At 72.0% G+C, this 24,000-nt stretch carries 26 protein-coding genes; 13 read left to right on the top strand and 13 right to left on the bottom strand.

Annotation, left to right across the window (positions count from 1 at the left end):
- The first annotated feature begins 255 nt into the window (after positions 1-255).
- Together ACLBXO_RS13245 and ACLBXO_RS13250 are read left to right on the top strand one after the other, a co-directional pair.
- Positions 256-1,731 carry a GumC family protein gene (locus tag ACLBXO_RS13245; protein WP_331312861.1) on the top strand — a complete coding sequence of 492 codons (1,476 nt, stop codon included), beginning with the start codon at positions 256-258 and terminating at the stop codon, positions 1,729-1,731.
- The gene (locus tag ACLBXO_RS13250; protein WP_447685642.1) at positions 1,724-2,587 is read left to right on the top strand and encodes a WecB/TagA/CpsF family glycosyltransferase; all 864 of its coding nucleotides are present in this window, start codon (positions 1,724-1,726) and stop codon (positions 2,585-2,587) included. Before ACLBXO_RS13245 ends, ACLBXO_RS13250 begins: the two co-directional genes overlap by 8 nt.
- Positions 2,588-2,589: 2 nt before the next feature.
- On the opposite strand, the gene ACLBXO_RS13255 is transcribed toward ACLBXO_RS13250, so the two are convergent.
- The 5 genes from ACLBXO_RS13255 to ACLBXO_RS13275 all read right to left on the bottom strand — a co-directional run bounded on the left by ACLBXO_RS13255 (position 2,590) and on the right by ACLBXO_RS13275 (position 6,402).
- A complete protein-coding gene (locus ACLBXO_RS13255; RefSeq protein WP_447685643.1) occupies positions 2,590-3,165 on the bottom strand; it encodes an NUDIX domain-containing protein in 576 nt (191 codons plus the stop codon).
- Between the two features lie 37 nt (positions 3,166-3,202).
- On the bottom strand, positions 3,203-3,463 hold the full coding sequence (locus tag ACLBXO_RS13260; RefSeq protein ID WP_447685689.1) for a sulfurtransferase TusA family protein: 261 nt from the start codon (positions 3,461-3,463) through the stop codon (positions 3,203-3,205).
- A gap of 78 nt (positions 3,464-3,541) precedes the next feature.
- Positions 3,542-3,889, bottom strand: a complete 348-nt coding sequence (locus tag ACLBXO_RS13265; RefSeq protein WP_331312864.1) for a hypothetical protein — start codon at positions 3,887-3,889, stop codon at positions 3,542-3,544.
- A 98-nt stretch (positions 3,890-3,987) separates the two neighbouring features.
- Positions 3,988-5,355 carry a glutamate--cysteine ligase gene (locus ACLBXO_RS13270; RefSeq protein ID WP_447685644.1) on the bottom strand — a complete coding sequence of 456 codons (1,368 nt, stop codon included), beginning with the start codon at positions 5,353-5,355 and terminating at the stop codon, positions 3,988-3,990.
- Positions 5,356-5,649: 294 nt separating this feature from the next.
- Positions 5,650-6,402, bottom strand: a complete 753-nt coding sequence (locus ACLBXO_RS13275) for a 16S rRNA (uracil(1498)-N(3))-methyltransferase (RefSeq protein WP_447685645.1) — start codon at positions 6,400-6,402, stop codon at positions 5,650-5,652.
- 220 nt (positions 6,403-6,622) lie between these two features.
- On the opposite strand from ACLBXO_RS13275, the gene ACLBXO_RS13280 reads away from it, so the two are divergent.
- Together ACLBXO_RS13280 and ubiA are read left to right on the top strand one after the other, a co-directional pair.
- Positions 6,623-7,102, top strand: a complete 480-nt coding sequence (locus ACLBXO_RS13280) for a hypothetical protein (protein WP_331294091.1) — start codon at positions 6,623-6,625, stop codon at positions 7,100-7,102.
- 88 nt (positions 7,103-7,190) lie between these two features.
- Positions 7,191-8,138, top strand: a complete 948-nt coding sequence (ubiA, locus tag ACLBXO_RS13285) for a 4-hydroxybenzoate octaprenyltransferase (RefSeq protein WP_447685646.1) — start codon at positions 7,191-7,193, stop codon at positions 8,136-8,138.
- Positions 8,139-8,152: 14 nt separating this feature from the next.
- Here ubiA and ACLBXO_RS13290 read toward each other — a convergent pair whose 3' ends face one another.
- A complete protein-coding gene (locus ACLBXO_RS13290; protein WP_331312868.1) occupies positions 8,153-8,608 on the bottom strand; it encodes a DUF6101 family protein in 456 nt (151 codons plus the stop codon).
- A 421-nt stretch (positions 8,609-9,029) separates the two neighbouring features.
- Here ACLBXO_RS13290 and ACLBXO_RS13295 point away from each other — a divergent pair, with 421 nt between their 5' ends.
- Positions 9,030-9,845, top strand: a complete 816-nt coding sequence (locus tag ACLBXO_RS13295) for an inositol monophosphatase family protein (protein WP_447685647.1) — start codon at positions 9,030-9,032, stop codon at positions 9,843-9,845.
- Between the two features lie 41 nt (positions 9,846-9,886).
- Here ACLBXO_RS13295 and ACLBXO_RS13300 read toward each other — a convergent pair whose 3' ends face one another.
- Positions 9,887-10,123: an AsnC family transcriptional regulator gene (locus tag ACLBXO_RS13300; RefSeq protein ID WP_331312870.1), complete on the bottom strand. Its 237-nt coding sequence runs from the start codon at positions 10,121-10,123 to the stop codon at positions 9,887-9,889.
- A 216-nt stretch (positions 10,124-10,339) separates the two neighbouring features.
- Entirely contained in the window at positions 10,340-10,549 is a 210-nt protein-coding gene (locus ACLBXO_RS13305) for a cold-shock protein (protein WP_010682786.1), read from the bottom strand.
- Positions 10,550-10,866: 317 nt separating this feature from the next.
- Here ACLBXO_RS13305 and ACLBXO_RS13310 point away from each other — a divergent pair, with 317 nt between their 5' ends.
- Complete coding sequence (locus ACLBXO_RS13310; RefSeq protein WP_043353095.1) at positions 10,867-11,256, top strand: hypothetical protein; 390 nt, start codon at positions 10,867-10,869, stop codon at positions 11,254-11,256.
- A gap of 30 nt (positions 11,257-11,286) precedes the next feature.
- Here ACLBXO_RS13310 and ACLBXO_RS13315 read toward each other — a convergent pair whose 3' ends face one another.
- On the bottom strand, positions 11,287-11,490 hold the full coding sequence (locus ACLBXO_RS13315; protein ID WP_331312871.1) for a hypothetical protein: 204 nt from the start codon (positions 11,488-11,490) through the stop codon (positions 11,287-11,289).
- Positions 11,491-11,655: 165 nt separating this feature from the next.
- On the opposite strand from ACLBXO_RS13315, the gene ACLBXO_RS13320 reads away from it, so the two are divergent.
- Entirely contained in the window at positions 11,656-12,234 is a 579-nt protein-coding gene (locus ACLBXO_RS13320) for a type 1 glutamine amidotransferase domain-containing protein (protein WP_447685648.1), read from the top strand.
- Positions 12,235-12,267: 33 nt separating this feature from the next.
- Here ACLBXO_RS13320 and ACLBXO_RS13325 read toward each other — a convergent pair whose 3' ends face one another.
- Positions 12,268-13,932 (bottom strand): calcineurin-like phosphoesterase C-terminal domain-containing protein, encoded by a 1,665-nt coding sequence (locus ACLBXO_RS13325; RefSeq protein ID WP_447685649.1) that lies wholly within the window; start codon positions 13,930-13,932, stop codon positions 12,268-12,270.
- A 214-nt stretch (positions 13,933-14,146) separates the two neighbouring features.
- On the bottom strand, positions 14,147-15,445 hold the full coding sequence (locus ACLBXO_RS13330; protein WP_331312874.1) for a L,D-transpeptidase family protein: 1,299 nt from the start codon (positions 15,443-15,445) through the stop codon (positions 14,147-14,149).
- A gap of 229 nt (positions 15,446-15,674) precedes the next feature.
- Here ACLBXO_RS13330 and ACLBXO_RS13335 point away from each other — a divergent pair, with 229 nt between their 5' ends.
- From ACLBXO_RS13335 to rcdA, 5 genes are all read left to right on the top strand, one after another.
- Positions 15,675-16,052, top strand: coding sequence for a hypothetical protein (locus tag ACLBXO_RS13335; RefSeq protein WP_331312875.1), 378 nt, complete (start codon positions 15,675-15,677; stop codon positions 16,050-16,052).
- A 46-nt stretch (positions 16,053-16,098) separates the two neighbouring features.
- Positions 16,099-17,073, top strand: coding sequence for a copper chaperone PCu(A)C (locus tag ACLBXO_RS13340; protein ID WP_447685650.1), 975 nt, complete (start codon positions 16,099-16,101; stop codon positions 17,071-17,073).
- A gap of 37 nt (positions 17,074-17,110) precedes the next feature.
- A complete protein-coding gene (locus ACLBXO_RS13345) occupies positions 17,111-17,551 on the top strand; it encodes a hypothetical protein (RefSeq protein WP_447685651.1) in 441 nt (146 codons plus the stop codon).
- Positions 17,552-17,596: 45 nt separating this feature from the next.
- A complete protein-coding gene (locus tag ACLBXO_RS13350) occupies positions 17,597-19,741 on the top strand; it encodes a TonB-dependent receptor family protein (protein WP_447685652.1) in 2,145 nt (714 codons plus the stop codon).
- 179 nt (positions 19,742-19,920) lie between these two features.
- Positions 19,921-20,451 (top strand): protease adaptor protein RcdA, encoded by a 531-nt coding sequence (rcdA, locus tag ACLBXO_RS13355; protein ID WP_331312878.1) that lies wholly within the window; start codon positions 19,921-19,923, stop codon positions 20,449-20,451.
- Between the two features lie 55 nt (positions 20,452-20,506).
- On the opposite strand, the gene ACLBXO_RS13360 is transcribed toward rcdA, so the two are convergent.
- Both ACLBXO_RS13360 and rpmE read right to left on the bottom strand, forming a co-directional pair.
- Positions 20,507-21,289, bottom strand: coding sequence for a MetQ/NlpA family ABC transporter substrate-binding protein (locus tag ACLBXO_RS13360; protein WP_447685653.1), 783 nt, complete (start codon positions 21,287-21,289; stop codon positions 20,507-20,509).
- Positions 21,290-21,658: 369 nt separating this feature from the next.
- The gene (rpmE, locus tag ACLBXO_RS13365; RefSeq protein WP_012322259.1) at positions 21,659-21,907 is read right to left on the bottom strand and encodes a 50S ribosomal protein L31; all 249 of its coding nucleotides are present in this window, start codon (positions 21,905-21,907) and stop codon (positions 21,659-21,661) included.
- Positions 21,908-22,147: 240 nt separating this feature from the next.
- Here rpmE and ACLBXO_RS13370 point away from each other — a divergent pair, with 240 nt between their 5' ends.
- Positions 22,148-23,992, top strand: a complete 1,845-nt coding sequence (locus ACLBXO_RS13370) for an ABC transporter transmembrane domain-containing protein (protein WP_331312880.1) — start codon at positions 22,148-22,150, stop codon at positions 23,990-23,992.
- Positions 23,993-24,000 lie beyond the last annotated feature (8 nt).

Consider the following 24,000-nt stretch of genomic DNA (forward strand, 5'->3'; position numbering starts at 1 on the left):
ATAGGGAACTTTTCACGGCCGATTGTCGTGACAGTTAGGACTGCATCGGTAACCGATATCTGGCGGCTTCCTGGAGCAAGTGCCGCATCGGGGCGACACTACTGGCCCGGTATGTTGATTGCTGGTCTCCCGAAGACGGTAGCGCCTCGGGCGAGCGCCTGTTCCAGATCGGCACGAAGCGGGTCAGAACGGGAACGGCGGCGAGGCTGGTGACGGGCGGCGGTCTCCGCCGAGGCAGGTCAGGGAGCGAGGCGTATGTTCGACTTCTCGACGCGGATGAGCGGCGAACAGCCCGTGCGGATGGTGCTGCCGCAGGTCGCGCCGCCGACGGACGGCCGGGTGATCCTGCGCCGCCTGTGGCGCGGCAGCGGCTTCATCGTGCTCGGCGGCCTGTTCATGGTCGCGGTGGCCGTGGCGCTCCTCGGCCTGATCCCGCCGCGCTACACGTCGAGCATCCAGGTCCTAGTGGATCCGAGCGACCTGCGCGTCGTCGAGAACGACGTGAACGCGCGCCAGCCCCAGGCCGACAGCGGCGTGTCGATCGCCGAGAGCCAAGTGCGGGTGATCCAGTCGGACAGCGTCCTGCGCCGGGTGATCGCCAAGCTCCACCTCGACCAGGACGACGAGTTCGTCCTGCCGGACGGCAACAATCCGACCCTGACCTGGATCAAGGGCGCGCTGGGCATGCTGCCCCCGCCGGCGAGCCGCGACCCGGTCATCACCGCCCTCGACACGCTTCAGAACCGGCTCACCGTCCGGCGTGCCGAGCGGACCTTCGTGATCGACGTCTCGGTGCAGTCCCGCGATCCCGAGAAGGCCGCCCGCATCGCCAACGCCGTCGGGGACGCCTACTTCGCCGAGGAGGCCGCGGCCCGGACCGAGACCGCGCGGCGCGCTTCCGACGCCCTGGCGGGCCGGCTCAACAGCCTCAAGCGCGACGTCGAGCAGGCCGAGAGCGCCGTGGTGCGCTACCGCGAGGATCACAAGCTCGTGGCCGCCAGCGGCCGCCTGCTCACCGACCAGCAGCTCGGCGACCTGAACCAGCAGCTCGTCACCGCCTCGATCAAGACCGCCGAGGCCAAGTCGCGCCTGGAGCAGGCGCGCCGCATGCGCTCGTCGGATCCCAGCACCGCCCTGCCGGAGATGCTGCAGAGCCTGGAGATGCAGGCCCTGCGGCAGCAATACGCCACCCTGTCCCGCAACACCGCGGAGCTCGCCACCCGCCTCGGCGAGCGCCACCCGGCCATGGCCGAGCAGTACGCGCAGCAGCGCGACCTGCAGCGCCTGATCCAGCGCGAGAAGGAGCGGATCATCGAGACGACTCAGAAGGATTACGACCGCGCCGCCGCCAGCGAGGCGGCGATCCGGGCCAATCTCGACCGGGTGAAGAACGAGACCGCGTCCAGCGACCGGGCCTATGTCGGCCTGCGCGAGCTGGAGCGGACCCTCGACGCCCGCCGCGGCATCTACGAGGCCTACCTGAAGCGGGCCCGCGAGGCGAGCGAGCAGGAGCGGCTGAACACCACCAACGTCCGGATCATCTCGGCCGCGGTGCCGGCGCGCCAGCGGACCTTCCCGCCCTCGCCCAAGATCGTCCTGCCGGTGGCGCTCGTCCTCGGCCTGCTGCTCGGCGGCGGCATCGCCCTGATGCTGGGCGCCGACAGCGATCGCCGCCGCAACCTGCGCGCCGCCACCCGGCCCGCCGCGAGCTTCCGGGCCGCCGATGCGTGACATCGGCGAGATCAGCCTCTACCTGAGCGCTATGGATCCGGTCCTCGGGGAGGCACACACGGTGAGCGCACCGGCCTCCGCGGCGGCCGGGTCGCCGCAGACCGGCGCGACCGTCGAACTCTTCGGCTACCGGTTCCACACCGGTCCCGCCGCGGCCCTCGTGGCCGACATCGCGGCACGGCGAGACGGCCGCCCGCGCATGATCGTGACCGCGAACGTCGATCACATCGTCCAGCTCAGCGAGAACGCGCCGTTCCGCGAGGCCTACGCCCGCGCCGCCGCCAGGACGCTCGACGGGATGCCGCTGGTCTGGCTGGCCCGGAAGGCGTGCGCCAAGCCCGTGCACCGGATCACCGGCCACGATCTCCTGGGCTGCGTCCTGGCCGATCCGCCGGCCTTCGCGAAGCGGGTCTTCTTCGTCTCCGCGCGCCAGGACGCGGCGGACGCGCTGGCGACCCGGCTGCAGGCAGCGGGCCTTCCGCCCGGCGCCGTGGCGAGCGCCGTGCCGCCCTTCGGCTTCGAGCACGACGTGGCCTACAGCCGCGCCCTGGCGGAGCGGATCCGCGCCCACGGGACGACGCTCCTGGTGATGGGCGTCGGCGCGCCCAAATCCGAGATCTGGGTGGATCGCCACGGCCAGACGCTCGGCGAGCCGGTGGTCTTCTGCGTCGGCGACGCTCTCAACGTCGCGGCCGGGTTCCTGCCGCGCGCCCCAGGGCTGATGCAGCGCCTCGGCCTGGAGTGGATCTACCGGTTCCTGCAGGCGCCGCGCCGGCTGTTCCGGCGCTACTTCATCAAGTCGTGGCGCTTCATCGGCCTCGCCGCGCGGGACCAGTTCCGGCGGCGCGCCGGCTGATCTCAGCGCCGCTCCGCGAACAGGTCCGGGCGCCGCAATTGGAGCGCGAAGAGCAGGGTCAGCGACTTCATGTCGGTGATTGCCCCGCGGCGGCCCATGGCGGCCAGTTCCGGCAGCGGGATCTCGTGGACCGCCACGGCCTCACCCTCGGCGGCGAGCCCTCCGCCCGTCCCGGTCCGGTCGGCCTCGCTGTAGGCGGCGAGGAACAGGTCCATCCGCTCCGTGGAGATCCCCGGCATCGACCAGGCGCTCGCGACGAAGTCGAGGGCGCTCAGGCGCAGGCCGGTCTCCTCCATCGCCTCGCGCCGCGCCTCGTCCTCGGAGGCGCCCTCGTCGAGGAGCCCGGCCGGCACCTCGATGTGGCTCGGCGGCCCGCCCGAGTACAGGACCGGCGCCCGGAACTGCGAGACGAGCGTGGCGACCCGCCGGTCCGGATCGTAGGGGAGCACCGCCACGGCCCGGCCGTGATCCTCCATTTCCCGCGTGATGCGGGTTCCGTCCTCCTGCATCACCTCGGCGACGAGGTAGCGCGCCCAACCGTCATGTACGAGGCGCACGCCCCCGATCCGTGGTGCCATTCCGATCTCGCCTCGCTGCTGGAGCGCGACGGATCGTTCAGGAATGCGGCGGCCTTGCGGACACGGTGATGCGGAAGCGCAGGCGCCCCTCGCTCAGCCGCTCGGCGGCGTCGAGGCGGGCGCCCTCCTCGCGCACGAGGTTCGGGATGTCGAGGGCGGCCAGCGGGTCGGTGCAGGTCACCACCAGCGTCCGGCCGGCGGCCAGGCCGCGCAGCGCCTTCCGCGTGCGCAGAACCGGGAGCGGGCATTTGAGCCCGCTCAGGTCGAGGTCGACGCAGTCCGGATCCTCATCCCACACCCCGGAAGCTCCCGAACCGGCGCGGTTGCCGGCCCCGGCGGTCATAGGCACCGCCGCGCTCGGAAGCCAGTGGCGCTCTCACCATTCGTAGTAGCCGAAGGCGGGTCCCGAATAGCTGTCCGGCGCCGTCCAGACGTAGCGGGGGCCGTGGTACCCGTAGTCGAAGCCGCGGCTCGGGACGGGCGCGTAGGCGTAGCCGTAGCCGAACGGCGCGGGATAGCCGTACTCGCCGTAGTAGCTGTACTCCGGCCGCCCGCGTGCGGCGACGGTGCCGGCGATCCGGCCGGCGGCTCCGGCGTGCCAGCGGCTCGGCGTCGGCGCCGGGCCTGCGCCCTGGATCGGCGCGAGGTCGGCGGCCCGCCCTGTACCGGGGCTCGCCGCCACGGAGGCCAGCCCGGCGAGGATTGCGGCGATGATGCGGGTCATGATGCGGCCTCTCCCTGATCGTGACGCCTTGTCGGAACGTTCCATTAGCACGTTCCAACGGCGATTCGCGCGGGCCGCGGTAGTCGCTCAGGCGGTCGCTAGAAGACGCATTCGGTGAACGCCGGGCGCACGCAGGCGCCCCAGCGCCCCTCGTAGTCGGCGAGCAGATCCTCGGCCCGCGTGCGCCCGGCGGCGACGATCGCCTCGAGCGGCTGCAGGTAGATCACCTCGTCCCGGCCCTCGGCGTCGCGGCGGCCCCGTGCCCGGAGTCCCGCCCGGGCGATCGCCAGCGCCTCGGCGGCGACGGAACCGAGCGTGGTGTTGGCCACCGGCGTCGCGAGACCCAGGCGCGGCGCGGTCGCCCGCGCGGCCTCGCGGTTGGCCGGGCTCCACCCCTTCACGAGGTCGAGGGCCGCGTCGAGGGCCGACTCGTCGTAGAGGAGCCCAGCCCAGAAGGCGGCCTGGGCGGCGATCATGCCGGGGTCGCCGACATCGGCGCCGCGCATCTCCAGGAAGCGCTTGAGCCGCACCTCCGGGAAGGCCGTGGAGGCGTGGTTGGCCCAGTCGGAGACCGTGGCGAACTCCCCGGGCAGCTGCGGGAGCTTGCCGGCCATCAGGTCGCGGAACGAGGCGCCCGACACGTCGTGGTAGGTGTCGCCCCGCTTGACGAAGTACATGGGCATGCCGAGCAGCCAGTCGACATAGGCCTCGTAGCCGAACCCCGCGTCGAACGCGAAGGGCAGCATTCCGGTCCGGTGGGCATCCGTGTCGCGCCAGATCTCGGACCGGCGCGACAGGAAGCCGTTCGGCCGGCCGTCGGTGAAGGGCGAGTTGGCGAAGAGCGCGGTCGCGACCGGCTGCAGCGCCAGGGACGCGCGCATCTTGCGCACCATGTCGGCCTCGGAGGCGAAATCGAGATTCACCTGCACGGTGGCGGTGCGCAGCATCATGTCGAGGCCGAGGGACCCGACCTTCGGCATGTAGCCGGCCATGATTCGGTAGCGGCTCTTGGGCATGACCGGCGTCTCGTCGCGCCGCCATCGCGGGCTCATGCCCAGCGTCAGGAAGCCGATGCCCAGGGGATCGGCGACCCGTTTCGTGGCGGCGAGGTGCGTGGCGAGTTCCGCCGCCGTGGCGTGAACGTCGGGAAGCGCGGCGCCGGACAGCTCGAACTGGCCGCCGGGCTCGATCGAGATCGCGCCGCCCGCCTCCGCCGACAGGCCGATGATGTTGCCGAGATCGAGGATCGGCTCCCAGCCGGTCTCGCGGGCGAGCCCCTCGAGCAGGGCCCGGATGCCGCGGTCGCCCTCGTAGGGCACGGGTGTCCGGGTCTCCCGATAGAACGGGATCTTCTCGTGCTCGGTGCCGATCGCGAAGCGCGCGCGCGGCTTCTCGCCCGCCGCGAACCAGTCGATCAGTTCGGCGCGCGTGGTGAGCGGCGTGGTGTCGTTGCTGTCGCGCGCCATGCGCTGCCTGCCCGTGCGTCTGACGTATGCCTGGGAACGGGCGCGCCGGACTGCTCCGGCGGATCCACCCGGTACAAACCCGCTCTCGCGAGCGGGATCCGGGCGGACACCCGCCCCCGACCCCGATGAGCACGCGGCGCAGGCGGCGTCCGATCCGGGACATAATCGAGCCGCCGGGAACCCACAACGCGGCGGCCGCGACCGGCGCGCCGCTTCACGTCTGATCCGACGGAACAATCGGCCGGCGCAGTCCTCCCATGTGCGCGGGCACACATGGACCGGACCGGCGCACCGTCAGCGCGCGTCGCCCAGCACCGCCTGGACCAGGGCCAGCACGGCGACCGCGGCGGTGTCGGCCCGCAGGATGCGCGGCCCGAGGGAGAGCGCCACGGTGTTCGGCCGCGCCCGGATCAGCGCCCGCTCCTCCTCCGAGAAGCCGCCCTCGGGACCGACCACCACGGCGAGCGGGGGCGGCGCCAGCGGGTCGCCGGCAGCCCTCAGCGCCGCGACCGGATCGCGCACCGGCGCGTCCTCGTCGCAGAAGACCAGGAGCCGCTCGGGCGCCAGGGCCGCGAGCGCGGCCGGGAGGCGCTCGGGCTCCGGACAATCGGGAATCGCCAGGATCCCGCACTGCTCGGCGGCCTCGACGGCGTTGGCCCGCAGCCGGTCCATGTTGACGCGGTCGCCCTGCGTGAACCGGGTGATGACCGGCCGAATCGTCCCGGCTCCCATCTCCACCGCCTTCTGCGCGAGGTAGTCGAGGCGCGCGCTCTTCAGCGGGGCGAACAGGTAGTGCAGGTCGGCGCGCCCGGGCTGCGGACGCGTCCGCGCGGCGACGTGCAGGTCGGCACCCTTGCGCCCGGTCTGGACCAGATGCGCCCGCCACTCGCCGTCGCGGCCGTTGAAGACCAGGACGGGATCGTCCGGCCCGCGGCGCAGCACGTTGAGCAGGTAGTTGGCCTGGGCACGGTCGAGGGTCAGAATCACCCCCGCGGCGAGATCGGCCGCGACGTGAAGGCGCGGAGCGGTGAAGTCATAGGCCGGCATGGCGGCGTGGTCGCGCGCGCCGGCGAGGCTGTCAACGCGGAGCGCGGCGTCGAAAGTGTTGCCGAATGGTTACGAGCCCCGGTTTTCGGCAGGCAGTCCACCGGTGCATGGCGCAGCCGGTTTGCCGCTCGAATGACGCCACAATCCTATGGCGAACCCAACGGAACGGAAGAGAGCCGGCCGCTCGCGGATTCGGCAGGGGCGTCGAGGGAGTCGCGGAATGGCGAAGGGGAGTCTGAAGCTGGGGGCGGCGGTGCTGGTCGGCACCGTTCTGTTCGGCACGGCGGCGTTCGCGCAGAGCGCGGCCCCCGAATGCGGCGCCATCCAGAAGACCCTGGCCGAGCGCAAGGCCCTGGTCGGCCGCGCCAACGCGGCGTCGCAGTCCAAGAAGAAGATGACTCCGCAGGAGGCCTGCGCCCTGTTCGGGAAGCTCCAGTCCAACGGCGCCGAGGGCATGAAGTGGATCGCCGCCAACAAGGAATGGTGCTCGATCCCCGATTCCTTCGCCGAGGGCTTCAAGGCCGACCACATGAAGGTCAGCGGCATCCGCACCAAGATCTGCAGCGTCGCCGCCCAGGCGACCAAGATGGAGGCGCAGGCCCGCGCGCAGGCCCAGGCTCAGGCAGGCGGCGGCGGCGGCGGGCTGCTCGGCGGTCCGGGCTTGACCGGAAGCTTCAAGCTGCCGCAGGGCGCTCTCTGAGATCGTCTGAGAGGATCACGGATCCGGCGCGGGTCCCCCCTCTGCAGCGGCGGGGGATTCACGTGCGGGACGACCGGAGATCCGACCGATGAACGGCACGGTGTTTGACGACGGGCGACCGGCCGATGCCGTCTCCGGGCACTGGGTCGATCGGCGGGCGCCCCGTCCCTGGCGCCCTTACCTGCGCCTCGCCCGGATCGACCGGCCGATCGGCTGGTGGCTCCTCCTCCTGCCCTGCTGGTGGTCGGCCGCCCTGGCGGCGATCGCCGCGGACCAGGCTTTCCCCGATCCCTGGCACTGCCTCCTGTTCCTGATCGGCGCAGTGGCGATGCGCGGGGCGGGCTCGACCTACAACGACATCGCCGACCGCGACCTCGACGCGCAGGTCGAGCGCACGCGCCTGCGCCCCCTGCCCTCCGGGCAGGTGCGGCCCCGCCACGCGGCCCTGTTCCTGGTGATCCAGGCCCTGATCGGGCTCGCCGTCCTGCTGCAGTTCAACGCGGAGGCGGTGGTGATCGGCCTCTGCTCGCTCCTGCCGGTGGCGATCTACCCGTTCATGAAACGGGTCATGCCGCTGCCGCAGGCGATCCTGGGCCTCGCTTTCGCCTGGGGCGCGCTGATGGGCTGGGCCGCCGTGTTCGCCCGCCTCGACCCGCCGGCGCTGCTGCTCTACGCGGGCGCCCTGTGCTGGGTGATCGGCTACGACACGATCTACGCGGTGCAGGATATCGAGGACGACGAGATCGCGGGGATCCGGTCCTCGGCCCGCCTGTTCGGCCGGCACGTGCGGCTCGCCGTCGGGCTCTGCTACGCGCTGGCCACTCTGTTCGTGGTGCTGGCGGCGCGCGGGGCCGGAGCGGGGCTCGTCGGGTATCTGGGGGTCGCCGCCTTCGCCGGGCACCTCGCCTGGCAGGTCCTGTCGCTGCGCGAGCGCGACGGCCGCGGGGCTCTCACGCTGTTCCGGTCGAACCGGGACGCGGGCTTGATCCTGTTCGTCGGCCTCACCGCCGACGCGGTGCTGCGCAACCTGTTCTAGGCGCGGCCGCCCCCTCAGGTGCGGGCGATGATCTCGTTCTCGCCGCGGAAGATCTGCGGGCGCGCCGGCAGCCGGCCGGTCTTGCGGCGGGCGAGGAAGCGCGGGCGGCGGCGGCCGAGGCCGGCATGGCGGCGACGGATGCGGACCTGACCGAGAATCAGCCGGCCGATCTGCTGGGAGACCGGGACGAGGAGGCCGTCCTCCCGGACGATCATCCGCACGAGGCCCGCCCGCGCCGCGATGTCGCGCCACACGGCGACGACGTCGTCCTCCTCGAAGCTGCCGAGGCGCTGCAGCACGTCCCCTTCGTCATCGACGAGGATCAGGCTGAACCGGTCGGCGCCCACGATCTCCGCGTCCTCGGCGGCGTAGGCGAGCGCGATCCCGGCGGCCCGGCGCGCGCCGGAGGCGCGGCCGATCACCGGAAGCGGCGAGGCGACGAAGCGGGGCGCGGTGTCGGCACCGTGCATCGAGGGTCCTGCGTGGCTTCTGTCCGTGGCCGGGGAAGTGTTCATCGGTCCGAGTCCCTGGAGCAAGTGGCGGCCCCTGTCGGGCCGTCCGTTATGCCAAGCAAAATCGCACCCGAACTCCTCCGCACCGCTTAAGAGCCGTCGTTAAGCGAATCTGGACAGCGCTGTCATTTGCGGAATGCTCAATGCTTCCTTGAATGCTCAACATTTCCTTGCGCAGATCGGTCGTTATCGATCGATCAACCGGCGTCCTTGTGGCGCTGCGGGCGGCGCCGTACAACGGGGCGACCGGGCGCGCGATCCTCCGCGCCGGGTCTTCTCAGCCCGAGCGGGTGAGCCCAGGCGGGCCCGGACGTCCGCGTCGGCGGACGGGCCGGACGGCGGGGCCCTCGCGGGCCGCACGGATTCCACGCGGAGCGCGATGCCCGAGCCTCTCACCGACGATGCCGTATCCGCCCTGATGCCGGAGCTGCGCGCAGTGATGCGCGAGGCCGCCGACATCGCCCGGCCGTTCTTCAGGCTCGGCGGACAGACCTCGGCCCGCATCTGGTCGAAGGCCGGCGGCTCGCCGGTGACCGAGGCGGACGTCGCGGTCGACGCCTTCCTGAAGGTGCGCCTGAGCGCCCTCGTGCCGCGGGCGGCGTGGCTGTCGGAGGAGACGGCCGACGACCCGGCCCGCCTGGGCCACGATCTCGTCTGGATCGTCGACCCGATCGACGGGACGCGGGCCTTCCTGTCCGGCCATCCGGACTGGTCGATCGCGGTGGCGCTCCTGTCGCGCGGCGAGCCGCTGATCGGCTTCGTCCACGCGCCGGTGGGCGACGCGGATTACGAGGCCGTGCGCGGGCGCGGCGCGACGCGGAACGGCAAGCCGATCCGCGTCGATCGCAGGCAGAGCCTGCCGGGCGCCCGCATCACCGGCCCGAAGCCGATGCTCGACCGCCTGGCCCGGGGCGCCGGAGCGGACCCGGATTTCGAGGTGATCGCGCGGATCCCGTCCCTCGCCCTGCGGCTCGCCCGCGTGGCGGACGGGACGGTCGATGTCGGGATGATCTCAGGGAATGCCCGCGACTGGGACTTGGCCGCCGCCGACCTCGTTCTGCGCGAGGCGGGCGGCGTCGTCTGCGATTTCTCCGGGGCGGCGACGCCGTACAATCGGGCCGACCCGGTGCACGGCGAGTTGCTCGCCGCGCCGGTGGGTCTGCGCGACCCGGTGCTCGCCGCCTGGGACCGCTGAGGCCGAGGCCCCGGACGATCCCGCGCGAGCGGCGGACGGCCTCAGGCCGCCGCGGCCTCGCGGATCTTCACCGCGGCGGGCGCGAGCCCGAGACGCTCGGCGAGATGCCAGTGCAGCTCACGCGGGGAGTGGTAGTTGTAGGACCGGTCGATCAGGTTGCTGAGATCGGCCCCGGTCTGATCCGCGGTCTTGGCCCGCGCCAGCTTGCCGACCCGGAAGGTCGGGGCATCGGTGACGGGGGAACGGACGCCGCGGCGCCGTGTGTACTCGAATAGCATCAATGTCTTTTCTTTTCTGGACCGGACGTTGGCTGCGCCCGGCGTCGTTTCTGGGATATTGCCTCCGACGCGACCCGACCCGGGCAGTCTCGCCCGGGAAGGCAGCGTCGGAAGGGGGAACCGCGTCTGGCGGCCGCTTCAGGCGTCACCCGCGACCTCCGGTTGCGCACGCTGGCGCACCGAGAGCCGCGGGAGGCGCATCAGAACCCGGGACGGTCAGGCCGCCTGCAGGTTGCCCGCGGCGTCCTTGCCGCTGCGCTTGTCCGTGAGGATCTCGTAGGTGATCCGCTGGCCCTCGATCAGGTTGCGCATTCCGGCGCGCTCGACGGCCGAGATGTGGACGAACACGTCCTTGCCGCCATCGTCGGGCTGGATGAAACCGTAGCCCTTGGTCTCATTGAACCACTTCACAGTGCCGGTATTCACGTAGTGTACCTCGTTCGTCCATAGGCCATCCGCGCGGCACGGGGGCCGCGTGATGCACCACGGTCTTTCTGGATTTGGCCAGTGCGGCGGGGCGCGAGTCGCTGAACCTTGAACAGCGTCAGCCTCGGTGGATAAGCCCCCCGAGGACGTATTTAGGCGCAGGCTGCGGCCGCAACAAGGCATGGGCGGCGTATCATCTGCGTCGCAGGCCCGGTCCGGGAGGCAGCCGAGCGGCACCGCCCCCTGTGATTCCGGGCATTCACGATGCATATACGGAATGCGCTCAAGCAGTTAAGGCGCGTGGCTCTGGACGATACATGGCAGGCATCTCGGTCTCGCTGGACGGTGCGAACATCCAGCTCTCCTTCCAGAAGGACGATCAGGCGACGGCGGTGGTGATGGATGCCCGCGCCGCCCGGGCGCTGGTGCGCGCCGTCGGGCAGCTCCTCACGGCGATCGACGATACCGACGAGCCCGACATGGCCGACGAGATGGGCGACGAGGAGGTCGCCATGCTCGACGTGACGTCGTCGGCCATCGAGATCGGCACCGACGACGAGGGCCAGGCGGTGGTCGCCCTGCAGGCCGGCGCGCTGCCGCCGTTCCAGCTCCGCCTGACGGACGAAGAGGCCCGCCACGTCGTGACGAGCCTCTCCGAGATCCTCAGTGCCCCGCGCGACGTGCGGACCTCGCACGGCGGTCACTGACGGCCGGGCGCACAGCCGTCGCGGGCGCCGTCACATGCGCGTACCCGGATCCGTCGGCGTGCCGGGGAAGATGTCCGGCTCGGAGCCCGGACCGCCGGGTTCGCCGATCCCGGGATCGTTCACCGGATAGGGCGTGCGCGGGCCGGTCGGGCCGATATCGGGCTGCTCTTCGGGCACCGGCGGGGGCGGCGGCAGGTCGCCGGGCGTGGGCTCGGGAAGGCCGGGATTGGCCATGACGCGACTCCTGGTGGTTGGGATGGGGACCAACGGGCCGCCCTCGCGGGGGTTCCGAACGCCGGCCCGGCGTCCGCTCCTACACGCGGCCGGCGGCCCAGGGCCGCGGGAACGGGCGGGACGACCCTCCGTTAGCCGGGGAGATCCCCGAATCGGAGACCCGCCATGCCCGACATCCGCCAAGCCAAGATCCTGATCCTCGCCACGGACGGTTTCGAGGAGAGCGAGCTGACCGTCCCGCAGACGAAGCTCACCGAGGCCGGCGCCACCGTGACCGTCGCCGCCCCCCAGTCGCGCCAGAGCAAGGGCACGATCCGCGGCTGGGACAAGACCGATTGGGGCAAGGCGGTCGCGGTCGACACCGATCTGGAGCAGGTCGACCCGGCCTCCTACGACGCCCTCGTCCTCCCGGGCGGCCAGATCAACCCGGACAAGCTCCGGCTCGAGCCGCAGGCCCTCGCCCTGATCAAGAGCTTCCTGACCTCCGGCAAGGTCGTGGCCGCGATCTGCCACGCCCCGTGGCTGCTCATCGAGACCGGCGCGGCCAAGGGCCGCGACCTGACCTCGTTCAGCTCGATCCGAACCGACGTGATCAACGCCGGCGGACGCTGGCACGACAAGGAAGTCGTCACCGATCACGGCATCGTCACGAGCCGCAACCCGGGCGACCTCGACGCCTTCTGCGCGAAGATCGTGGAGGAGATCCGGGAGGGCGGCCACGGCGCCCGCCAGTTGGCGGCGTGATCCGCCCGGGCACCGGACGACCGGCGCCCGGACTCAGCCCCGGCCGCGCTCCCCGGTGACTTCCAGCACCGTGAAGCCGCGGATCGGGCGGCCGTACTCGTCCGCGCCCTCAACGGTCACCCGGTGGGCGCCGGGCGCGAGGTCGTCCGGCAGTCGCGCCGTCCAGATATGGGTCGAGGGCACCGCCTTGACCCAGCCCTTCCTGGTCTCCGGGTAGCGCTCGTAGAGCTCGGTGACGAACGGGTCGAGGCGGCGGGTCCGCGCCATCGGCCGGGGCGGCGCGTCCCCGATCCGGAACGCGAGCCGCGTGCGCGGGCCGCCGTCGAAGACGTTCACCACCAGGGTCGTGTCGGTGAGCGCGTCCTGCGGCACCGGCGGCCGGAGACCCTGCACCGGCCGGGTCCAGCGCACCACCTCGGGCGCGCCGGCCCGCAGCTCGCTCTCGAACAGGATCCGCATCGTCTCGTCCGGCTGGCCCTGCGCGGCGACGTAGCGCGACGTGTAGGCGGTGCCGCGGATCGACAGGACGTGGAACCCGTTCGGCGTGCCGTCGCGGCTGTCGGCCGACGGGATGCCGGTGCGGGTGTCGGGACCGCTCCACCACGAGCCCGAGACGGCGGTGAGCACGTGGTGGTGGTGCCCGTCGGCGAGGTCATGGTGCTCGGTCGTGTGAGTGTGGCCGGCGAGGCTCAGGACCTTGCGGCCAGCGAGCAGTGCGAGGAGCGCGGCGCGGTCGGTGGTGGTGTTGCGCGGATCGTCCGGCGCGGTGTCGGTGTGCAGCGGGATGTGCATGGCCAGCACGATCAGGTCGTCGCGCGGGATCTCGGCCAGGAGGTTGCGAAGGAAGGCCAGGTTGCGGTCGCCGATCCGCCCTCGGTAGGTGTTGGCGCCGACCGGAACCGGCGGCCCGAGCCACTCGACGTTGTCGAGCATCACGAACCACGCCCGGCCGTGCCGGAACGCGTAGGTCGGTGCCCCGAACACCCGCTTCCAGGTCTCGCGGCTGTAGCGCGCGTCCGGCGCCTGCATGTTGAGGTCGTGGTTGCCCGGCAGGCTGTACCAGGGCAGGCCGATCCGCCCGACGATCCGGTTGGACCGGCCGTAGAGCGAGAGATCGTCGAACAGCACGTCGCCGGTGGTCAGGCCGAAGGCCGCCGGGATCGCGAGGGCGCGGGCGACCGCGGTGTCCCGCACGTGGTCCAGCTCGAACCGGCTCTCGGGCTGGGGATCGGTGAACAGCACGACGTCGAAGTCGTCCGGCTCGTCCGTGCGGGTCAGGGTGAAGTCGATCGAGGCCGGGAGTGGGCCGGTGGGGGCGAGCCCGCGGTAGCGCAGGCCGAGCTCCGCGGGCGTGCCCCCGGGCTGGTGAATGTAGGAGTGCCGGGGCACGTTGTCGGCGTCGCGCGGCAGGGCGTAGCCGGGCGGCTTGATGACGAAGACCGCGCCGTCGCCCGGCATCGGCAGGCGGTAGCGGCCCCGGTCGTCGGTCCGCGCGATCTCGCGACCGTTGGAGACCAGCACGCCCGGCAGCGGGACCGGCTTCCCGCCGGCCGCGTCGCGCGCGGTGACGATCCCGATGGCCTCAGCGGCCCCGGCGGCCTCCTGCGCGCCGGCCCGGCCCGCGACGAGGCCGAGGGCGGCGGCGCCCGCTACGGTGCCCCGGCGGGTCAGGCCTCCGGGTTTTGTGTCGCGCGACATGGGCGGCTCCTGCACGGCTTCGCGGCGCGTCGTCCCGCGGACGGGCGGAGCCCGGCTCCGGGACGCAGCCCCCCGCGGCCAAGCAGACGCGTTTGACCTCCGGATGACAGAGGTGGCCCCGAACGCGCGAGGCCCGCGCCTCGGCAGAGGTGCGGGCCTCGGATCGGGTTCGACGGGCGGGCGTCGCCGGGGGCGGCCGGCGCCCGCGGATCGACTACTCCTCGTCGCCGGGCTCGAAGGTCTGCGGCATCGGCTCGGCGCTGGCGACCGGGGTCGGCGCGCCGATGGTCGAGGGCACGTTCACGCCGTCGCGCTTGTAGATGTCGTCGCGGAACTGGACGATGCCGTCCGGTGTCGACCAGGCGGTGATGTAGGTCCAGTAGACCGGCACCGGCTGGGCGATGTTGGCGTCGACGCGCTTGCCGCTCTCGATCGCCTCCTCGACCTTCTGGCGGTCCCAGCCGGGCGTGTCCTTCAGCAGCCACGTGATGTACTCGCGCACGTTCTGCACGCGCACGCAGCCCGACGAGATGAAGCGGAAATCGTCGCCGAACACGCCCTTGGTGTTCGTGTCGTGCATGAACACGCCGTAGGGGTTCGGGATGTTGATGCGCACGATGCCCATCGAGTTGAAGTCGGCGCCCGAATCCTGCCGGTAGGTGTAGCGGGTGCCCTCGTCCGAGAACCAGTTCACCGACTTCGGCGAGACCTCGGAGCCGTTCGACAGGATCCGGATCTTGTTGTCCGTGAGGTAGTTCGGATCCTTCTGCATCTTCGGGATCAGGTCCTTCTTCACGATGGAAGCCGGGACCGTCCAGGTCGGGTTGAAATTGATCTGCGTCGCCTTGGTGTTCATGATCGGCGACTGGCGGTCGATCTTGCCCACGCCGGCGGCGTGGAGCGTGACGACCTGACCGTTCTCGACCGTCTCGACGAGCGCGGCCGGGATGTTGGTGATCACGAAGCGCCGGCCGAGATCGCCCGAGTAGGAGCGCAGGCGCACGACGTTGATCTCGAGCTGGCGCAGGCGCACCTCGGCCGGGACGTTCATGGCCTGCTGGGTGGCCATCGTCATCGCGCCGGTCTGGCTGAGGCCGTGCCGGGCCTGGAACCGCTTCACGCCCGCGGCGACGTACGAATCGTAGACGCCCGACCCGCCCGCGGCCGGATCGAGGTCACCGGTGACGATCAGGCGCTGGCGGATGGCCGCCACGGCCGGGCCGCGCGAGCCGACCCGGAGATGGTCGGCGCCGGAAACCTGCCGCCAGCCGCCGCGGGCGACGATGTCCTTGTAGCGCTCCACCATCTGCTCGGTGGACGCCACGGTCTGTGGCGAGAGGATCGGGACCGTCTCGCGCTGCACCTGCATGCCGGCGGGTGAGGCGTAGTCCTGCGCCCACTCGGCCTGGGCATAGTTGCCCTGATCGCGGGCTTGGGCGCCGCCGATGCCGAGCGTGCCGAGGGCGGCGACGCCGAGGATCGCGGTGAACCGGTTTTGTGCCTTCTTGCGCATCGGTCGCTGGCTCTGGTCCGGGGTTCGTCAGGTCGTGACGGGAGCGGATTGTCTCGGGCGTCACGGTGTCGGGATGGCGTTAAGACTCCCTATCGAAGGGGCCGGAATGTGGCGTCGCCGTGCGCCAGCGCACGCCGTGTCCGGGTGCGGCGCCCTGGCAACAGCCATCGCCGCGCCGGTGTGGCAGAGATGCCATAGCTTTCCGGTTCGGACGGCGCGCGGGAGCAGCATGGATTCGGGCGAGGCCCTTTCGGATCGAGGTGTCGGGCCGGCCCTGCGGGCCGCGATCGCCGTGCTGGCGCTCTACGCCCTCCTGCTCCAGGGGTTTCTCGGCGGCCTGATGCCGTTGCCGACGGGCACTGACGGTCTCTGCGCGCAGCATGCCGACGGGTCCGCCCTGCCGGGTGCGCCCGTCCCGCACGACCACGGCGACTGCTGCACGGCCGCCCAGGCCACCGGCCCGGCGCTCCCGCCGCGGGCGGCCGCCATCGGCGTCCGGTGGTCCGTGGCCGCGAATCGACACCCGGCCTGGCCCCTCGCCGGAAGCGTCGGGGCGCGGGCGCCACCCGGCACCATAGCGTCCCCGAGAGGGCCGCCATCCGCCTGAGCGATCACCACCCTTCGGATCGATCCCTCAGGACGGATGTATTCCCATGAAGACCCTTGTCTCGGCCGCCCTCGGCCTCGGGCTGCTCGTCTCCGCGGCGCAGGCCCACGCGGTGCTGGAACGCAAGCAGGCCGCCCCCGGCGCCCCGTATCGCGGCGTCGTCCAGATCATGCACGGCTGCAACGGCAAGCCGACGACCCGCGTGAGCGTCACCGTTCCGGAGGGCCTGATCGGCGCCAAGCCGATGCCGAAGCCCGGCTGGACCCTCGCGACGACGCGCGGCCCCTACGCCAGGACCTACGCGACCCACCATGGCACGGCCTCGGAGGGCGTGACGGCGATCACCTGGAGCGGCGGCTCCCTGCCGGACGATCAGGTCGACGAGTTCACCTTCCTGGCGCAGGTCGCCAGCACGTTCGAGCCCGGCGCGACCGTCTACGTCCCGGTCCAGCAGGATTGCGCGGAGGGCAGCTATTCCTGGTCGGAGATCCCCAAGGCCGGTCAGGACGCCCACGACCTGAAGGCGGCCGCGCCGTCCTTCCGGATCATCCAGGTCGCGCAGGCGGCCGGCGCGCCGCCCGCCGGGACCGCCGCGGCCGCGACGACCGTGAAGGCCGGTGACCTGACGATCGAGACGCCGTGGCTGCGCGCCACGCCGAACGGCGCGAAGGTCGCCGGCGGGTACGTGCGCATCACCAACACGGGCAGCGCACCCGACACGCTCACGGGCGCCACGGTGCCGTTCGCCAAGAGCAGCGACATCCACTCCATGTCGATGGAGGGCGGCGTCATGAAGATGGCGCCCGTGACGAACGGCCTGACCATCAAGCCCGGCGAGACCGTGGAGCTGAAGCCCGGCGGCTATCACCTGATGTTCGAGGACCTGACCGCCGCGCCGAAGGCGGGCGAGACCGTCGCGGGGACGCTCACCTTCCAGCGCGCCGGCGCCGTGCCGGTGACCTTCACGGTGGCGCCGATCGGCGCGGGCGCGCCGGGCGGCCAGCACCAGCACCAGCACTAGCCGCCCGAGACGGAGCTACGGCCGCCGGGCGACAGCCGTGACGCGCGCAGATCCACGAGGCCGAGCCGCCGCGGCGCCCGGCGGTCGCGGCCACGCGGACCTTCGGGCCGCCCCCGCGCGGCCGGCGCGCGCGCTCGCCCGGATCGTGGCGTTCCTCGCCCTCTACGCCCTGGCGCTGCAGGGCGTCCTCGGCGGCCTGGCCGCCGCTTCCGCGGGGCCGGACCACATCCTCTGCCTCGCCGACGGCGGCCCGACCGATCCGGCAACCGCCGGCAAGCACCTGCCGGCCCATCACCGCGGGGATTGCTGCGTGGCCTGCCACGCGGCCGGCCCCGCCACCCTGCCCGCGCCGTCGACCGTCGCCGCGGTCCCGGTCGCCCGACCCGTCGCGGCCGCCGCCCCCCGGCCGCGGCGCGTCGCCCTCCCGCGGGCGCCCCCGCGTCACGGTCTCGGAGCCCGCGCCCCGCCCGTCGTCTGACCGATCGCCCCACCCTCCCCGATCGCCAGACACGGATCCCGCCCCATGCCCCGCCACGTCCGGGCCGGCCGACGCGCCGCGCTCCTGCTGCTCGCCTGCGCGATACCGGCCGCAGCGCAGACGCGGACACCGTCCGCCGCCACCTCGGTCACCCTGTCCGAACTCAGCGTCGTCGGCGCCGCCGCGACGGACGCGCCGCCAAACGAGACCCGCGGCTCGCTCTCGGTGCCGAGCGTCGACCGCCAGAGGGCCGCCCTCGCGGGGACCGTCGGCTCCGTGGCCTTCGTCGACGCCGCGGCACTCCAAGACCGCTACACCAACACGCTCCGCGACGTGCTCAAGGACGTGCCCGGGGTCTACGTGCAGGAGCGCTACGGCCAGGAGCTGCGCCTGTCGGTCCGCGGCTCCGGCATCGCCCGCGCCTTCCACCTGCGCGGAATCGAGCTGCTGCAAGACGGGATCCCGCTCAACCTCGCGGACGGGAGCGGCGACTTCTATCAGGTCGACCCGCTCGCCCTGCGCTCGGTGGAGGTCTACAAGGGTGGCAACGCCCTGACCTTCGGCGCGACGACGCTCGGCGGCGCGGTCAACGCGGTCACGCCCACGGCCTACACGGCGCTGGCGCCCAACATCCTGCGGGTCGACGGCGGCAGCTTCGGCACGATCCGCGAGCAGGCGCAGATGTCCCGCATCGACGGGCCGCTCGACGTGCTCGTCAACGCGACGCTGACCAATTCCGACGGGTTCCGCGCCCACGAGGCCCAGGCCACGAAGAACTTCAACGCCAATATCGGCTACCGGATCGCGCCCGACATCGAGACCCGCTTCTATCTCGGCACCTACATCACCGATCAGAAGCTGCCGGGCACCCTGACCCTGGGCCAGAGCCTCTCGACCCCGACGCTGGCCAATCCGACGGCGATCACCGGCAACCAGTCCCGCAAGGTCGAGACGGAGCGGATCGCGAACCGCACCTCGTTCCTGCTCGACGTGGGCAAGCTCGACGTCGACACCTGGGCGATCCACAAGAGCCTGTACCACCCGATCTTCCAGGCGATCGACCAGGACGGCTGGACCTACGGGATCAGCCCGCACTGGGCCGGGACCTTCGATCTCAACGGTTTCCGCGACGACGTAGTACTGGGCCTTCGCGCCTTCGCGGGCCAGAATTCCGCGCTGCAATTCGTCAACGTCCGCGGTCAGCGGGGCGCGCAGACGCTGAACGCCCTGCAGAGCGCCTCGAGCGTCGAGGCGTACGGCGAGAACCGCTTCTGGTTCCTGCCGGACGTGGCGCTGATGACCGGCGCGAAGGCGTTCTCGTCGAACCGGACCTTCAGCGACAAGGGCGGATTGCCCGGCAACCCGAACCCGCGCTTCGCCGACGTGACCTACGCGGGCGTCAATCCGAAGGTCGGCCTGCTGTGGCAGCCGCGGCCCGACATCCAGATCTTCGGCGACGTCGTCCGGTCCCGGGACGTGCCGGACTTCTCCGACCTCGTGCAGCAGAACCTCCTGAGCACCACCTTCGTGCCCCTGCGGGCGCAGCGCGCCTGGACCTACGAGGCTGGCGCCCGCGGGCGCGTCGACCGCCTCGCCTTCGACGTAACCCTTTACCGCTCGGACCTGCGCGACGAGCTGATCAACTTCGCGACGAATCCCGGCCTCAACATCCCGGCCGCCACCTTCAACACCCCCCGCTCCGTCCACCAGGGCGTCGAGGCGGCGGTCACCCTGGACCTCGTCCGCGACCTCGCGGCGGCGGGCGACGGTCTCAGCGTGACCCAGATCTGGACCCACAACGATTTCCGGTTCGTCGGCGACCCGGTCTTCGGCAACAACCGCATCGCCGGGATCCCGACGGACGTGCTGCGCACCGTCCTGAGCTACCGGCACCCGGGCGGCTTCCACGTCGCGCCGTCGCTGGACTGGGTGCCGCAGGGCGCCTTCGCCGATCACGCCAACACCCTGCGGGTGCCCGGCTACGCCCTGCTCGGCCTCGAGGCCGGCCTCGACCTCGCCGACGGCGTCGCCCTGTTCGTGGATGCCCGCAACCTCACGAATGCCCGCTACGTCTCGGACATCGCCGTGGTGGCCAACGCCGCCGCGACCGCCGGAGGCCCGGCCGCGCTGGCCGCGTTCTATCCCGGGAGCGGCCGCAGCGTCTTCGGCGGTATCCGCGCCTCGTTCTGAGCGCGCGTGCCGCCATCCGGGGGCCTTCTCCAGATCCCGGGCGGCGGGTTAAGGTTAAAAAAACATGAACCCTGCCGTCCGGGCCAATCGGCGCTAGGATTGCGGCGTCGTCCGAAAGCCACGGACGGAGCGTCCCGGATCGGAACGAGCCGGGCCGTCGGACGGCACAGGAGAGGCAGATGAACGGCTTCGATGTCACGTTCCGGGACGATCAGGACTGGGTCGATTTCGGCAGGTCCTACGTCAACTCGGACGCCTTCAAGGCGCTGTTCCGCGACGGGATGACCCTGGTCGAGGAGACGGCCGCCTATCTCGACGGCGAGGGCCGCGACGAGTCGCGCCTCGTGTCCCGGGACGCGACGCTCAGCTACGCGGCCGAGAGCATGCGCCTGACCACGCTGCTGATGCAGATCGCCTCGTGGCTCCTGGTGCAGCGCGCCGTCGCCGAGGGCGAGATGACCCCGGCCGAGGCCCTCTTGGAGAAGCACCGGGTCAAGCTCGGCACGGCCGAGCCGCCGAAGCAGCAGGATTTCAACCTGCTGCCGATGCGCCTGCAGCAGCTGATCCTCCGGGCCCGGCGCCTGCACAGCCGCATCCTGCACCTCGACGCGCTGATCGCCGAGGACCGGCCGACGCCCCAGCCGGTGGAGAGCCCCGTCGCCGCCCAGCAGGGCCTGCTGCGGATGGCGTTCCGCATGAGCGAGGGCTGAGCGGCGCTCCGCGGAGCGCCGCCGCCGCGCAGGGCCGGCGTGCCGGCCCCGGCGCTCAGAACGCCGGGAACTGGCCCGGGAACTGCTCCTTCAGGATCTGGCGGATCGCGTCGTTCTGGAAGGCGTGGACGAGCTTCGGCACCCACGGCTTCCGCGTGTCCGCCTCGCGGACGACGATGACGTTGTTGTAGGGGTTGTCGACCTTGGACTCGATCGCGATGGAGTCCTTGCCGGGGATGAGGCCGGCATCGACGGCGTAGTTGGTGTTGATCACCGCAGCGTCGAGATCCTCGAGGCTGCGGGGCAGCTGCGCGGCGTCGACCTCCTGGAACTTCAGGCGCCTCGGATTGTCGACGACGTCGAAGACCGTCGGCAGCAGGCCGACCCCGTCCTTCAGGCGGATCAGCTTCTCGGCCTGCAGCAGCAGGAGCGCCCGGCCGCCGTTCGACGGGTCGTTCGGGATGCCGACCAGCGCGCCGTCCTTCAGGTCCGCGACGGCCTTGACCCGCTTGGAGTACAGGCCGATCGGCGTCACGATCGTCTCGCCGACGGGGACGATCCTGTATCCGCGCGCCTTGACCTGGTTGGCGAGAAACGGCTTGTGCTGGAAGGCGTTGGCGTCGAGGTCGCCGGACTGGAGCGCCTCGTTCGGCAGCAGGTAGTCGGAGAACACCACCAGGTCGATGGCGAGCCCGTCGCGGGCCGCGATGTCCTTGGCCTTCGCCCAGAGGACTTCGGCATCCCCGCCCATGATGCCGACCTTGATCTTGTCGGCGGCCAGGGCCGGCGCGGCGGCCAGAGCGATCAGGGCGAGGACCAGCAGCAGCAGACGTCTCATCGTATCTCGATCCTGGCAGTGCGTCCGGAGAGCCTTGGCCCCGGACAGGCAGCGGCGCCCGCCTCGGCTCCGGCGCGGAGTCCGGGCGAAGCGCGGGTGACCGGAGCAGCATACGATGGCCCGGCCGCGCTTTGAATGAGCGGGCAGCGGCCGATCCGGCCACGGGAACCGCGGGCGCGGCCCGTCGGGGAAGACGCGTCTCCGCGCGCGCGCGCGGACGCGCGGTTCGCATCGCGGTCCCGCCGATCTTCGCAAACCCGTCCTGTGGACAACGCGCGCGGTAACAACCGCGCGACGCCGCGCACGAAAACGGGCGGCCCCGTCAGGGACCGCCCGTCTCGAACAGCGTCGCCGTGACGGCTCCGGCGCTCAGCGCTTGCCGAGGTTGCCGAACCGCGAGTTGAAGCGCGACACGCGGCCGCCGCGGTCGAGCATCTTCTGCTCACCGCCGGTCCAGGCCGGATGGGTCAGCGGATCGATGTCGAGATTGAGGGTGTCGCCCTCCTTCCCGTAGGTCGAACGGGTCTGGTACTCCGTACCGTCCGTCATCACGACCTTGATGAAGTGGTAATCGGGGTGCTCGGTCCCCTTGGCCTTCGCGGCCGCGTCCTTCGCCATGACCTTGGTCCCTGTCTGGCACGCCGGCGGGAAGCGCAGGAGGCGCCGCCCGGCCCGGAATGCGGAAGATGTCACCGGTTGCACCGAACCATGGGTTCGTGGCAACGGCACGTCCAAGCCGACCGTGGTGGCGGCCCGCGGCCATTGAACACACGCAATCGGATGAGCGGCGGCCTATACCGCAGCCGCTCCCCGGTCACAAGCGCCGCGGACCGGGAGAACGACAACACGTGAGGCGTGATGGCCCGTAAGACCAAGGCGGCCGCGGCCGGCCGACCCAGAGCCCCGCTGAGCGCCCTCCGGCCGCTCGTCCCCTTCGCGCTGCGCTACCGCGCGCGGATCGCCGCGGGGCTGGTCGCCCTCATCTGCGCCTCGGCCTCGACGCTGGTCGTCCCGATCGCCATGCGCCGGGTGATCGACCACGGCTTCACCGCCGACGGCTCGAACGTGATCGACGCCTACTTCCTCGCCCTGCTCGGCGTCGTCGCGGCCTTCGCGCTGTCGAGCGCCGCCCGCGTCTACACGGTGGTGACGCTGGGCGAGCGGGTCGTCGCCGACCTCCGCAGCGCCGTCTTCGCGCGGCTGACCCAGCTCGATCCGGCGTTCTTCGACCGGGCGCAGTCCGGCGAGATCGTCTCGCGGCTCACCGCGGACGCGACGCAGATCAAGTCGGCCTTCGGCGTCTCGGTCTCGATCCTGCTGCGCAACCTGTTCCTGTTCGTGGGCGCCACCGCCATGATGGTGGTGACGAGCCCGCGCCTGTCGGTGATGGTGCTGGCCGCCATCCCGATCATCGTCTTCCCGCTGATCGTGTCGGGCCGCGGCGTGCGCCGACGTTCCCGGGCGGCCCAGGACCGGCTCGCCGAGGCCTCGGCTTACGCGGCCGAGGCGGTCGGGGCGGTGCGGACGATGCAGGCCTTCGGCCGCTCGGACTCGACGGCGGCCCGGTTCGCCGCGGCCTCCGAGGAGGCCTACGGTGCCGCCCAGGCCTCGGTCCGGGCCCGCGCGCTGCTCACCGGCGTCGCGATCTTCCTGATCTCGGCCTCGGTGGTCGGGGTGATGTGGTACGGCGCCCAGGGCGTCCTGAACCACACGATGACGGGCGGCGAACTCTCGCAGTTCGTGCTCTACGCCGTGTTCGGCGCCGGCGCCCTCGGGCAGCTCTCCGAGGTCTACGGGGACCTCGCCATGTCGGCCGGCGCGGCCGAGCGGCTCACCGAGATCCTCGCCGCCGAGCCCGCGATCCGCGCGCCGTCCCCGGCCCTGCCGCTGCCCGATCCGGCGCGGGGCGCGGTGGCCTTCGAGGACGTGCGCTTCGCCTACCCCACCCGCCCGGAACACGCCGCGCTCGGCGGGCTGAGCTTCGCGGCCGCGCCCGGCGAGCGCATCGCCATCGTGGGGCCTTCCGGAGCGGGCAAGTCGACGGTGTTCCAACTGCTGCTGCGCTTCTACGACCCGCAGGGCGGCCGGATCCTGGTCGACGGCGCCGACATCGCCCAGGTCGATCCCGAGCGCCTGCGCGCCCGTATCGCCCTGGTGCCCCAGGACCCCGTCGTGTTCTCCGGGACCGTCACCGAGAACATCCGCTACGGCCGTCCGGAGGCCGGCGAGGCGGAGGTCCGGCGCGCCGCCGAGCTCGCCAACGCGCACGGCTTCGTCTCGGCCCTGCCGCAGGGCTACGCGACCCAGGTGGGCGAGCGCGGCGTGACGCTCTCGGGCGGCCAGAGGCAGCGCATCGCCATCGCCCGGGCGATCCTCAAGGACGCGCCGATCCTGCTCCTCGACGAAGCCACCTCGGCCCTGGACGCCGAGTCGGAGCGCGCCGTCCAGGCCGCCCTCGCCACGCTGATGCAGGGCCGCACGACGCTGGTGATCGCCCACCGGCTCGCCACGATCCGCGCCGCGGACCGCATCCTCGTCCTCGACGACGGGCGCATCGTCGAGACCGGAACCCACGAGAGCCTGCTGGCCCAGGGCGCGCTCTACGCCCAGCTCGCCAACCTGCAGTTCACCGACGCGCTGGACGAGACGGCGCGGGGCAAGGAGCCCCGCAGCCGGGGCGAGCGCCTGCCGGTGGCCGAGTAGCCGGACCG

It is taken from the genome of Methylobacterium sp. C33D (assembly GCF_053345825.1).